The organism is Aliivibrio kagoshimensis (genome assembly GCF_050337105.1).
In the GTDB taxonomy this organism is placed as follows: domain Bacteria; phylum Pseudomonadota; class Gammaproteobacteria; order Enterobacterales; family Vibrionaceae; genus Aliivibrio_A; species Aliivibrio_A kagoshimensis.
The window spans coordinates 1-12,018 of record NZ_JAKJSQ010000090.1 but is presented as its reverse complement, the minus strand read 5'-3'; the positions used below and the strand labels follow the sequence as shown (position 1 = coordinate 12,018).

13 protein-coding genes are annotated in these 12,018 nt (G+C 42.2%); 2 read left to right on the top strand and 11 right to left on the bottom strand.

Annotated elements, in window-relative coordinates; genetic code table 11:
* Nucleotides 1-126 precede the first annotated feature (126 nt).
* The gene (gene pepT / locus L4C32_RS18820) at nt 127-1,356 is read left to right on the top strand and encodes a peptidase T (protein WP_428198432.1); all 1,230 of its coding nucleotides are present in this window, start codon (nt 127-129) and stop codon (nt 1,354-1,356) included.
* A gap of 4 nt (nt 1,357-1,360) precedes the next feature.
* A complete protein-coding gene (locus tag L4C32_RS18815; protein ID WP_428198431.1) occupies nt 1,361-1,591 on the top strand; it encodes a DUF3389 domain-containing protein in 231 nt (76 codons plus the stop codon).
* Nucleotides 1,592-1,607: 16 nt separating this feature from the next.
* On the opposite strand, the gene ttcA is transcribed toward L4C32_RS18815, so the two are convergent.
* The 11 genes from ttcA to ccoN form a co-directional block, all read right to left on the bottom strand.
* Nucleotides 1,608-2,531, bottom strand: coding sequence for a tRNA 2-thiocytidine(32) synthetase TtcA (gene ttcA, locus L4C32_RS18810; protein WP_428198430.1), 924 nt, complete (start codon nt 2,529-2,531; stop codon nt 1,608-1,610).
* A gap of 127 nt (nt 2,532-2,658) precedes the next feature.
* Nucleotides 2,659-3,603, bottom strand: coding sequence for a universal stress protein UspE (gene uspE, locus L4C32_RS18805; RefSeq protein ID WP_428198429.1), 945 nt, complete (start codon nt 3,601-3,603; stop codon nt 2,659-2,661).
* Between the two features lie 143 nt (nt 3,604-3,746).
* The gene (fnr, locus tag L4C32_RS18800; RefSeq protein ID WP_428198428.1) at nt 3,747-4,496 is read right to left on the bottom strand and encodes a fumarate/nitrate reduction transcriptional regulator Fnr; all 750 of its coding nucleotides are present in this window, start codon (nt 4,494-4,496) and stop codon (nt 3,747-3,749) included.
* Nucleotides 4,497-4,593: 97 nt separating this feature from the next.
* On the bottom strand, nt 4,594-5,277 hold the full coding sequence (locus L4C32_RS18795; protein ID WP_428198427.1) for a sulfite exporter TauE/SafE family protein: 684 nt from the start codon (nt 5,275-5,277) through the stop codon (nt 4,594-4,596).
* Nucleotides 5,277-5,456, bottom strand: a complete 180-nt coding sequence (gene ccoS, locus L4C32_RS18790; protein ID WP_428198426.1) for a cbb3-type cytochrome oxidase assembly protein CcoS — start codon at nt 5,454-5,456, stop codon at nt 5,277-5,279. The genes L4C32_RS18795 and ccoS overlap by 1 nt, the downstream gene beginning before the upstream one ends.
* Nucleotides 5,456-7,822 (bottom strand): heavy metal translocating P-type ATPase, encoded by a 2,367-nt coding sequence (locus tag L4C32_RS18785; protein WP_428198425.1) that lies wholly within the window; start codon nt 7,820-7,822, stop codon nt 5,456-5,458. The genes ccoS and L4C32_RS18785 overlap by 1 nt, the downstream gene beginning before the upstream one ends.
* A gap of 18 nt (nt 7,823-7,840) precedes the next feature.
* On the bottom strand, nt 7,841-8,326 hold the full coding sequence (locus L4C32_RS18780; RefSeq protein ID WP_428198433.1) for a FixH family protein: 486 nt from the start codon (nt 8,324-8,326) through the stop codon (nt 7,841-7,843).
* A 68-nt stretch (nt 8,327-8,394) separates the two neighbouring features.
* A complete protein-coding gene (ccoP, locus tag L4C32_RS18775; protein ID WP_428198424.1) occupies nt 8,395-9,375 on the bottom strand; it encodes a cytochrome-c oxidase, cbb3-type subunit III in 981 nt (326 codons plus the stop codon).
* Entirely contained in the window at nt 9,372-9,554 is a 183-nt protein-coding gene (locus tag L4C32_RS18770; RefSeq protein ID WP_428198423.1) for a cbb3-type cytochrome oxidase subunit 3, read from the bottom strand. Before L4C32_RS18770 ends, ccoP begins: the two co-directional genes overlap by 4 nt.
* A gap of 9 nt (nt 9,555-9,563) precedes the next feature.
* Nucleotides 9,564-10,175 carry a cytochrome-c oxidase, cbb3-type subunit II gene (gene ccoO / locus L4C32_RS18765; RefSeq protein ID WP_428198422.1) on the bottom strand — a complete coding sequence of 204 codons (612 nt, stop codon included), beginning with the start codon at nt 10,173-10,175 and terminating at the stop codon, nt 9,564-9,566.
* An 11-nt stretch (nt 10,176-10,186) separates the two neighbouring features.
* Nucleotides 10,187-11,614: a cytochrome-c oxidase, cbb3-type subunit I gene (gene ccoN, locus L4C32_RS18760; protein ID WP_428198421.1), complete on the bottom strand. Its 1,428-nt coding sequence runs from the start codon at nt 11,612-11,614 to the stop codon at nt 10,187-10,189.
* Between the last annotated feature and the right edge of the window lie 404 nt (nt 11,615-12,018).

The window sequence follows — 12,018 nt, the reverse complement described above, 5'->3', positions numbered from 1 at the left end:
ATGTTTGATCATTAAGAAATAGTAATCAATAAGCAGACTTAATCCCCAATAAACTGATTTAACGCAATATAACTGGTCTGAATATAGGCAAAATGAGGACAATTCTAATAACATAAGACTGTCCCTATGAAAAATTTAGTAAATCGTTTTTTAAATTATGTTGCTATTGATACTCAATCTGACTCAGAAAACCCAAGCTGTCCGAGTTCTTCAGGGCAGCTGATTCTCGCAGAACAAATCAAACAAGATCTGCTTAGCATCGGGTTAAGTGATGTCTCTCTTGATGAGAATGGCTACATCATGGCCAAGCTCCCTTCAAATGTTGATTATGACGTTCCCGCTATCGGCTTTGTTGCACATATGGATACCGCTCCAGATGCTTCAGGCAAAAATGTAAACCCTCAGTTTATTGAAAATTACCAAGGTGGTGACATCGCACTAGGTAATGGTGATGAAGTGCTGTCACCAATCGCGTTCCCAGATCTAAATGACCTGCATGGCCATACTCTTATCACTACGGATGGAACGACGCTTCTGGGCGCTGATAATAAGGCAGGTATCGCAGAGATCATCACCGCAATGATGACCTTAATTAGCACGCCTTCAATTGAACATGGTGATATCTGTATCTGCTTTACGCCTGATGAAGAGATTGCACGTGGCGCGGATAAGTTTGATGTCGAGAAATTTGGCGCGAAATGGGCTTACACGGTTGATGGCGGTCCATTAGGTGAGTTGGAATACGAAAACTTTAATGCCACAACAGCAACCGTTGTTTGTCACGGTGTCAATGTTCACCCAGGTACAGCAAAAGATAAACTAATTAACTCGATGACCATTGCTGCTAAGTTCATCACTATGATGCCAGCAGAGCAAACACCAGAATGCACCGACGGCTATGACGGGTTCTTTCATTTAGGTGATATGAAGTCTTCAGTCCCTAAAACAGAATTGACCTATTTAGTGCGTGATTTTGATGAGAATAATCAAGCTAAGCGTATTGAATTTATCCAATCTCTTGCTGACCAGCTAAATTCAGAGTTAGAGAAGGGTAGTGTTGAAGTCATCGTTGAAGAGAGCTATCGAAATATGCGTGAAAAAGTAGAACCCTTCCCACATATTATTGAAAATGCGAAACAAGCGATGATTGAGTGTAATATTGAACCTGATATTAAACCAATCCGTGGCGGTACTGATGGCGCGAGATTGTCGTTTAAAGGCTTACCATGTCCAAATCTATTTACTGGTGGTTATAACTTCCACGGTATTCATGAGTTTGCTTCAGTAGAAACAATGGAAAAGTCTGTTGAAGTTATTGTAAAATTAGCGGAACTTACAGCTAAACGTCAGAGATAACTCAGTGGTACTCACTTTTTCGACCGGTAAAATTATCGCTAACCATCACGAAGTCGTGATAAAAATGGCTGGCGATTCTAAAATTACCTTACAAGCTCAAACAGATGATATTACTTTGATTGGAAGCGCCAATGTTATTGTCGCAACTGGTTCTGGTATCAATTGGTCTGTGCATCTCGATAATCATCAACAAATTATCGAGTTGTCTGAAGTGTTTGGCGTGGCTATTAAATAGCCACGCTCTCTACGATTTACTGAACATTCATCACGTCTAACTGTAACGTAGGATCGAACTCAGCAACCTCTACGCCAGCGTCAACCGATTGTGGCATCTCTTCTTTATCGAAACCAATATCCCCACCATTTATCACGCCTGACTCTTTATTAATGCTTTTAAAGTCAAATAGGTCATGATCAGCCATGTGACTAGGAACAATATTTTGCATTGCGCGGAACATGGTCTCAATACGTCCAGGGAACTGTTTATCCCAATCATTGAGCATTTTTTTAATGTTTTGACGCTGCATATTAGGTTGAGAACCACATAAATTACATGGGATGATAGGGTAATCACTCAGCTCTGCATATTTAATGATCTCTTTCTCTTTACAGTAAGCTAGAGGGCGAATAACGACATGTTCGCCATTATCAGAAACCAGTTTCGGTGGCATTGATTTGATTTTTCCACCATGGAACATATTAAGAAAAAGGGTTTCGAGCATATCATCGCGATGATGACCAAGAGCAATTTTAGTTGCTCCGAGCTCTTTTGCTGTTCGATATAAAATGCCACGACGTAGACGAGAGCACAAAGAACAGGTTGTTTTACCTGGCTCTAATTTATCTTGAACAATCGAATAGGTATCTTCTTCAACAATCTTGTACTCAATTCCTAACTTATCAAGATAAGCTGGAAGAATATCTTCAGGGAAGCCTGGCTGTTTTTGGTCTAAATTAACCGCAACCAGTTCAAAGGAGATAGGGGCGCTCTTTTGCAAGCCTTGAAGAATCTCAAGCATGGTGAAACTGTCCTTACCCCCTGACAAGCAGACCATGATCTTGTCGCCATCTTCAATCATATTGAAGTCCGCAATCGCATTGCCTGTATTTCTACGAAGTTTCTTCTGCAACTTGGTATAGGTTACTTGTTGGGCTTTGGTTAGTTGTTCACTCATTACTCGATGTTCCACGTCAAAATTCTAGGTCGCCATTATAACCACGACGGATAAAATTGAAATAGCAGTAAGATGATCAACATGAAAAACGCGACCGGGGAGGTCGCGTTTGAGTCGAAAAGTTGAATTAGTTAATTTCTGGATCAAGTGGACTTAAAAAACCATCGGGCTTGAGGGCTAATACATCACAATTAAGCATATCAATTGTATGCTCAGCGGTGTTACCAATAAAGACCGCCGATAAACCAGTACGTCCAGTGGTGCCTAAAATCACTAAGTCAGCATCAAGCTTTTTCGCTACCTCAGATATCACATCTTCGGTAATGCCTTCTTCTACGTGCGTCTGTTCATCACAGATGCCATATTGCTGGCGAAGTGCTTTCATGGCCGTTAAGTGATGACCACGTACCGCATCAGAATAGGTACCAGGATCAAACTCTGGTATCTCAACAGTAATGTTCGCGGGGGTAGATGGGTAGGCATTGACCAAATGTGGCGTCGCATTGAGCATTTCACCAAAATAGATCGCTTCACTGACCATCTTCTGATTCAAAGAGTGGTGAGTTTCATTTTCAGACCCGACATGCACAGAAGCAACAATATTCCCATTAGGCTCCCAGTCATGATCTTTGACTAACAATACTGGCGTAGGGCATTTTCTGAGTAGATGCCAGTCGGTCGGAGTAAAAATCACAGATTCTAACGTGTCATGTTTATGCGTCGCTTTGATGAGGATGTCGTAATCACCTGCAAACACCTCTTCAATTATCGCTTCATAAGGTCTGTTGTGCCACGTAACTTTCACGGTTAACGAAATATCATCGGAAAGGTAAGGCTCGATAATATTATTCATGAGGTCTTCACGCTGCCCAATCACGCCTTGGCGCATGGCATCACGTTCGTCACCTGACAACATGGACGTCATCTCATAGGAAAAGTCATAGATGGTTAAGAAAAACACTATCTCAGAGGTAGAATGATCTTTCTTAGCCAGCTGTATCGCTCGAGCAAGAGCGGGCTGCTGTTCGCTGTTAATATCAGCAGCAACTAGAATTTTATTGTACCTATTCATCATGATCTCCTCATAAGTCTATGTATTAACTGTAGCTTATTAAGAGAGTGAGAGTGAGCAATATTGAAGTTATTAGTGGGATATTTGATACGGCTCAAACTTATGAGCCGTATTTGACAGGTTATTAGCTTTTAAAAAATGGCTTATGCACTTTCTGAAACACCAGCAAGCTCAGCAAGTGCAACATGGTTGATAATGCTAATGTACTTGCCTTTTACACTTAAAATTTCAGATTTTTGGAAACGACCAAGCAAGCGACTTATGGTTTCAACCGTTAATCCTAAGTAGTTGCCAATGTCTCCACGAGTCATGGTCAAGCGGAACTCTCGAGGTGAGAAGCCACGCTGGGAGAAACGTGTCGATAGGTTATAAAGGAAAGCGGCTAAACGCTCTTCTGCATTCTTCTTAGAAAGCAAAAGAATCATCTCTTGATCACCTTTAATTTCGCTACTCATCAGTCGCATGATCTGCTTACGCAATTTCGGCATTTTACCTGAGAGGTCGTCTAAGATCTCGTAAGGGATTTCACATACCATCGACGTCTCTAAAGCGTGTGCGAAACTCGGGTGAGAGCTATCATTAATCGCATCGAAACCAACAAGATCACCTGCTAAATGGAAGGCGGTAATCTGTTCATCACCTTGTTCAGTGATGGTGTAACTTTTAATGGTGCCAGAACGAATTGCAAACAATGATTTGAGTTCATCACCTGCTTTAAATAGTTCCTGACCTTTTTGGATCGGTTTTTTTCTTTCAATAATTTCGTCTAACTGATCAAGCTCCGATTCACTTAGAGTGAAAGGGATACATAATTGGCTGATACTGCAATCTTGACAGTGGATTGCGCAACCGCCTGACTGAATTCTTTTTATCGCTGGTTTGTCTGAAATCATGTCTCACGCTTAATTAACTTTGATTTAAGTCAATTTTAGCACTAAATTGACAAAAGATAATAGCTTTTAATATTGAATTTATTCCGAGTCTTCGCAATTATGATAATTGTGTGATCGTTGCATACATAACTTGTAGGCCATATCCAAACAAAAATAGAGACGCCGCTCTCTTGACGTAAAGGTTACTCGCGACCTGTTTAAAAGCATTAGCCGATGCACCGACTAACAGCATGGCAGGTAAGGTTCCCAGACCAAAGAACAGCATAGTCTGCATGCCAGCCATCGCACTACCAGATACCGCCGCCCAACTTAATGCCGAGTAGACAAGACCGCATGGAAGCCACCCCCATAACATCCCAAAAGGGAACGCCGTTACCGGAGATTTTAAGGGCAGAAGTGAGGATGCAACAGGAGAGAGGTAACGCCACAAATATTGACCGACTTTCTCGATATAGACTAAACCTTTCCACCATTGGCCAATATAGAGTGCCAGAAGGATCATCATCACAGCCGCCAACAAACGGAACCACAATAATGGTGATGTTAGGCCCGAGAAGCCAACAAGAGAAGAGAGCGCCCCTCCAATTATTGCGCCAGCACACATATAACTAAATAGGCGACCTAAATTGTAAGAGAGAAGAAATACCCAGCGCTTGAGTGTTGAGTTGCCATCTTCTTTTTGGCCAAAGGTAATGGCGGTCGCAATTCCACCGCACATTGCGAAACAGTGGCCAGCACCAAGCAGACCAACAACAAAGATTCCGAGTAGATCACTGTTCATTACGGTTTCTTCTCTTCACTTTTTGATGTGTTAGACTCATCGGTTTCATCAAAGAGAATATTGTGCCCTTGACGGTCAAGGTCTTCAAACTGTTCACTCTTCACTGCCCATATAAAAATTGCAGCCGCTAGGCAAACCAGCACAATCGCAATCGGAATTAATAGATATAAACTGGCCATTATTTTTTAATTAACCTTAATGAGTTGGTTACCACAATGATGGAGCTTGCTGACATACCGACAACGGCAATATATGGAGCAACGAGCCCCATAACCGCGAGTGGCAATACAATCAAATTATACCCTAAAGCCCATGCTAAATTCTGACGAATAGTACGTTTGGTTTGTAATGCCAACGTTCGAGCATCCAACAGCCGTGTCAGTTTATCACCAAGCAATACCATATCCGCTGACGCTTTGGCGACATCAGTGCCACCTCCCATTGCGATAGAAAGGTGAGCACCAGCCAACGTTGGCGCATCATTAATACCATCACCAACCATTAAGGTGACCGTTGAGTCATCCAAGCTTTGTAGGTAGGCTAATTTCCCCTCAGGAGAGACACCGGAAACCACAGTGTGAATGTTTAGCTGTTGCGCTACCTTTTCAACAGAGGCGCTGCAATCCCCCGTTAGCATGGTGGTTTCGATACCCACTTTTTTGAATTCAGAAATTAACTCTTGGCTTTCTGCTCTGATAGGGTCGTCGAGTTTGAACGCCGCAACTCTTACTCCTTCTTTTGATAGCCATACTTGGAAATCACTATCACTTTGTTGGTTATCAGTAAGTGCAAATTTAGATTTTCCTATTCGCCATTCACTACCTTCATATTGGCCCTTTAAACCAGATCCGATAACATTTTCAACGCTGTTCATAACTAGAGGTGTATCAATCAGGACTTTAAATGCGTTTGCAATAGGGTGATTAGCATGATTCTCCAAAGAGGCTGCTATCTGAATCACCTCCGATTCTGAATAGTGTTCGAAACAGCTAACATCAGTAATTTTGATGTTACCTTCAGTCAATGTACCTGTTTTATCGATCACTAACTGGTTCACTTTACACAGCGTCTCTAAAACGTGTCCACGACGAAGCATTAGCCCTAAACTCGCCAGCCTTGACGTAGAGCAGGTAATCGCTGTCGGGGTCGCTAATGATAGTGCACAAGGACACGTCGCAACCAATACTGACAACATAATCCAGAAAGCATCGTCTGGATTATATTGATGCCAATAAATCCAAGTTGCAGCGGATATAACCAGAATAACTGCGACAAAATAGCGTGCAACTTGATCCGCAATTTCAGCCACTTTAGGCTTGGTCATTTGCGCTTCATCTTGCAACCTAACAATATTAGAAATTAACGAGTTAGCTTTGCTATGCAACACCTTAATGGTCAGGTTGTTGTCGATATTAATCGTACCAGCGTAAACAGTATCATCTTTAATTTTCTTAACTGGCATCGCTTCACCAGTCAGCATGGATTCATCAATAGAGGTGGCTCCAGAGACAATCACTCCGTCAGCAGGAAAGTGTTCACCGGGTAATACAATCACCATGTCGTCTGTATCAAGTGTTCGTGCAGCCACTCGTTCACCGTTATCCAACGTTGCCATCACCGGCACTAACTTCATTAAGTTGGCGGTGATAGCGGCGGCTTTTCGTCTTGCTCTAAGCTCTAGGAATCGACCGAGCAATAAGAAGAAGGTAAACATTGCCACAGATTCAAAGAAGACTTCACCGTTTTCATTAATGGTCGCTATTAAGCTGGCGAAATAGGCAAACAATAGGGCAATGGAGACAGGGACATCCATGCCCAGACTCTTGGCTTTAATGCTGCGCCATGCATTGATGTAAAATGGCAGGGCAGAGTAAAGAAGCACAGGGGTAGCAAAAATCAGGCTGACATAACGTAGGTAATTACGGAACTCATTATCGAGATCGCCAAACACCTCTAGATACAACGCAACAGCAAGCATCATCACCTGCATAGTGGCAATTCCAGCAATACCAAGACGGTAGAGGTATTGTGTCATGCTACGATGGTACTCTTGCTCTTGTTTATCGGCTTCAAATGGGGCCGCTTTATAACCCAATTGATGTATTGATTTAAGCAGCGTGCTCAGCTGGACACTTTTGGAGTCCCAACTTAATAGCGCACGATGAGTCGTGGTATTGACTCTAATAGATAGGACACCAACTTGTTTGTTTAATTGTTTTTCAATTAACCACGCACAAGCGGCACATGAGACACCATCAATGGAAAGGGTAACTTCACTGATATCGTCGTGATGGCGTACAAACTCTTTCTGAACTTCTTGATGATCATAATGATTTAACGCTTTGAGCTGCTCTGGAACCAAATCCATTTTATCAGCCGTTGTGGTGCGATATTGATAGTAGGAGACTAAACCACTTTCAATAATGGTATTAGCCACCGATTCACAGCCGGGACAACACATATCGCGACGTTCACCCAAAATATCAACATGGAAATCAGAGTTTGTCGGAACAACCTCACCACAGTGATAACAATCTTTACTCATTAGATGCCCTACAAATGACTAGTATTGACCAGTTAACTCAACAGGATCTGTGGATGGGAAGTTGATACGGCCTTGTAACATCCACTGATTATCATGCGGACCGACCTCAACAAACCAAGGACCTGAAATAGCATCAGAAAATTGCATACGGTACAGACCTTTACCATCAGCAGTGACCATTTGTGAGAAATCTTTATCTGCTAACGTTCGATGTGTCATCGTGACTTTTAGAGATGGGTAGCTTTGAAGTTGACCTTTGTTGAATCGGATAATAACCATTTTATCGTCTGAGACAATGGATGCATTAAGTTCAAGTTCGTCAGCCACTTTCAAACGGCTTAAATCTACGTTTATTCCCTTGCCTTTTTTATAATAATCTTCAGCAACGAGTGAGACTTGATTTTTTGTGAATATTGCCAGTGTGGTAAAACTTCCAATTACGGCAGCAAGCGGAAGGGCAAGGAGGAACCAAGGCCAGAATTGCTTATACCAAGGCTTTACAATCATAATAATCTCGAAAATAGAAAGGAGGGGGAAATATGCCCCTGAAAACAGGGGCACGAGTTGTTTAATTACTCTTTTTCAGTGTTGCTTAAGCTCCAGACATAAGCGGAAAGAAGTTGAACCTTCTCTTCACCTAAAATATCTTTCCACGCCGGCATAACACCTTGGCGACCGTGAGCAACGGTTGCAGTGATCGCTTCGCGAGAATCACCAAACAGCCAGATTTGGTCAGTTAGATCAGGAGCACCAAACGCTGGGTTACCTTTACCATCTGTACCATGACATGCAGCACAAACAACGAAACGTTTTTTGCCTGCTGCCGCTTCACGAGCGTTAACACCACGACCTGAGAGACTCAGGACATAAGTGACAACTTCTTTGACACCATCAGCACCAAGTGCATCTTCCCAACCTGGCATGTTACCAATACGGCCATGCATAACACTGGTTTTGATCGTCTCAGGCTCACCGCCATATAACCAATCACTGTCAGTTAGATTAGGGAAGCCTTTCAGACCACGAGCATCCGAACCATGACACTGAGAACAGTTTTGAAGGAAAAGTCGTTGACCCACTTTTACCGCTTCATTATCTGCTGCTATTTCAGTGATAGGGCGAAACTCATCGCTGTTAGGCTTATGCGCTAACGTAGAGAACACTTCACCAAAGATAGCTTGAGAATCATCAAGCTCTTTAGCGTATTGGTCAATACGTTTTTCAGATTGAGCACGTTCAACTGAAGCGCGTGACTCCTCAATAGTGCGAACGGTTTGATCCGAACTTGTCCAACCAAGAACACCTTTAAAGTTGCCAAGGCCAGGGTAGAGCACAAGATACACCGCAGCAAATACGATGGTACCAACGAACATATATGACCACCACTTAGGCAGTGGATTGTTCAGTTCACGAATACCATCGTATTCATGGTGAAGCTCTTCACCTTCTGCTACACCAGTGTTGTTTTTTAAACAAGCACGAAGTAGCACGGCGCAACCAATAAGGGTACCGATGGAAATGATAGATATGAAAACACTCCAAAAAGTACTCATTGTTGATTTACTCCTTTGTTATTGAGTGATTCATTGTCTTTTTGTTCATCAGCAAAAATCAAGTTCGCCGCTTCATTAAATGAAGAGGTTTGACGCTTACTATATGCCCAAAATACAATCCCGATGAAGCTAGTAAACAGGACAACAGTCCATATGCTGTGCAAAGTTGCAAAATCCATATTAGCTCCTTACTTCATCGCGTGGCCAAGAGACTGAAGGTATGCAACCAGTGCATCAAGTTCAGTTTTGCCTTCTACATCTTTCGATGCATTCGCAACATCTTCATCAGTGTATGGAACACCGAAGTTGTCACGGAAAAGAGCAAGTTTCTTAGAGGTTAATTCACCAGATAAAACATTGGTTTCTAACCAAGGGAACCCTGGCATGTTTGACTCTGGAACCACATCACGCGGATTGATTAAATGAACACGATGCCACTCATCAGAGTAACGATCACCTACACGAGCTAGATCAGGACCAGTTCGCTTAGAACCCCATAAGAATGGATGCTCCCACACACTTTCACCAGCGACAGAATAGTGACCATAACGCTCAGTTTCTGCACGGAATGGACGAATCATCTGGCTGTGACAGACATGACACCCTTCACGGATGTAGATATCACGACCTTCCATTTCTAATGCCGTATACGGACGTAGATTCTCAACAGGTTCGTTCACTTGCTTTTGGAAAACCAAAGGTAAGATCTCAGCCAGAGCACCAAAAGTAATTGCAACAACAATTAATATGGCAAGAAGTCCGACGTTTTTCTCTATGATTTCATGACGATTAGAACTCATATTGTCTCTCCTTATGCTGGTTGCTGAACGGCTTTGAGGCTATTCTTCGGCGCTGAAATTGTTTTATATGCGTTGTAAGCAAGTAAGAACATTCCAGAAAGGAAGATTAAACCACCAAGAAAACGAACAAAGTAGAATGGGTATGACGCTTCTAAAGATTCTACAAAGCTGTAAGTCAATGTTCCGTCAGGGTTAACTGAACGCCACATTAGACCTTGCATAACGCCTGAAATCCACATTGATACAATATAAAGAACCGTACCAATTGTTGCTAACCAAAAATGAATATTGATGAGTGAAGTCGAGTACATGCGCTCTTGACCAAACAACTTAGGAACTAAGTGGTAAACCGCACCAATCGTTACCATAGCAACCCAACCTAAAGCACCAGAGTGAACGTGACCTACCGTCCAGTCCGTATAGTGAGATAGGGCGTTTACTGTTTTAATTGCCATCATTGGTCCTTCAAAGGTAGACATACCATAGAAAGAGAGTGAAACAACTAAGAATCGTAAAATTGGATCGTAGCGAAGTTTATGCCAAGCACCAGACAGCGTCATAATACCATTGATCATTCCGCCCCAAGAAGGTGCAAAAAGAACCAAAGACATAACCATACCTAAAGACTGAGTCCAATCAGGCAGAGCAGTATAATGAAGGTGGTGAGGACCCGCCCAGATATACAACGAAATGAGTGCCCAGAAGTGAACAATAGATAGACGGTAAGAGTAAACTGGACGATCAGCTTGCTTAGGTACAAAGTAGTACATAATACCTAAGAAACCTGCCGTTAATAAGAATCCAACCGCATTATGTCCATACCACCACTGAACCATAGCATCAACAGCACCAGAATAGATCGAATACGATTTCATCCCAGATACTGGAATAGCAAGGCTATTCACGATGTGAAGAACGGCAACGGTGAGAATAAAGGCGCCAAAAAACCAGTTCGCCACATAAATGTGGGAAGTTTTTCGTTTGATTAACGTTCCAAAGAATACGATAGCATAAGCGACCCAGACTAAAGTAATACCAATATCAATTGGCCACTCTAATTCTGCGTATTCTTTAGCAGATGTATATCCTAAAGGCAGTGTGATCACTGCAGAAAGAATGATGGCTTGCCAACCCCAGAAGGTGAACGCAATTAACGGACCACCAAACAGACGTGTTTGACAAGTTCTTTGTACAACGTAATAAGACGTTGCAAAAAGGGCACTTGTACCGAATGCGAAAATCACTGCATTAGTATGCAATGGGCGCAAACGGCTATACGTCAGCCATGGTGTGTCAAAGTTAAGTTGCGGCCAAACCAACTGTGCTGCAATCAAAACACCAACAGCCATGCCAACAATACCCCATAAGATAGTAACTAGGGTAAATTGACGCACGACTGTATAGTTGTATTTCTGATCAAGCTGCTGTACTTGGTTCATATTGCTGCTTCCATTTTTTATTTCAACTACACTCTATTTCCAAACGCGAAATAAATCGCAATGCCACCCAGGTGCTATATCGTTACAATATGAACTTAATCTAAAATTCCTACTGTTACATTGCACTTTTTCTTTAAAAGTGGCATTTTCAGAAGAATGATACGTCAGTTGTAAACWCAATAACAGGTAAATCCACACCTTCGTTACGGTTAAGCAACATTTTTTTTAAAAACATGAAGTAAGTAACATGGAGTTTTAGATTCAATGGCTGCAGAGAAATTGACCCGTTCCAGATTCATCCAAATATGTTTCCTCCTTAGCGTACTTATCACTGCATTCTTCTGGAAGACATACACCTTTGATGGCACGGATAGAAAGAGTATTATTTGTACGAATAACCAACA

Bases quoted from the DNA above. Each gene is read 5' to 3' on its own strand.
- pepT (WP_428198432.1), top strand. From the start codon at position 127: ATGAAAAATTTAGTAAATCGTTTTTTAAATTATGTTGCTATTGATACT.
- ttcA (WP_428198430.1), bottom strand. From the start codon at position 2,531: ATGAGTGAACAACTAACCAAAGCCCAACAAGTAACCTATACCAAGTTG.
- uspE (WP_428198429.1), bottom strand. From the start codon at position 3,603: ATGAATAGGTACAATAAAATTCTAGTTGCTGCTGATATTAACAGCGAA.
- fnr (WP_428198428.1), bottom strand. From the start codon at position 4,496: ATGATTTCAGACAAACCAGCGATAAAAAGAATTCAGTCAGGCGGTTGC.
- L4C32_RS18795 (WP_428198427.1), bottom strand. From the start codon at position 5,277: ATGAACAGTGATCTACTCGGAATCTTTGTTGTTGGTCTGCTTGGTGCT.
- ccoS (WP_428198426.1), bottom strand. From the start codon at position 5,456: ATGGCCAGTTTATATCTATTAATTCCGATTGCGATTGTGCTGGTTTGC.
- L4C32_RS18785 (WP_428198425.1), bottom strand. From the start codon at position 7,822: ATGAGTAAAGATTGTTATCACTGTGGTGAGGTTGTTCCGACAAACTCT.
- ccoP (WP_428198424.1), bottom strand. From the start codon at position 9,375: ATGAGTACTTTTTGGAGTGTTTTCATATCTATCATTTCCATCGGTACC.
- L4C32_RS18770 (WP_428198423.1), bottom strand. From the start codon at position 9,554: ATGGATTTTGCAACTTTGCACAGCATATGGACTGTTGTCCTGTTTACT.
- ccoO (WP_428198422.1), bottom strand. From the start codon at position 10,175: ATGAGTTCTAATCGTCATGAAATCATAGAGAAAAACGTCGGACTTCTT.
- ccoN (WP_428198421.1), bottom strand. From the start codon at position 11,614: ATGAACCAAGTACAGCAGCTTGATCAGAAATACAACTATACAGTCGTG.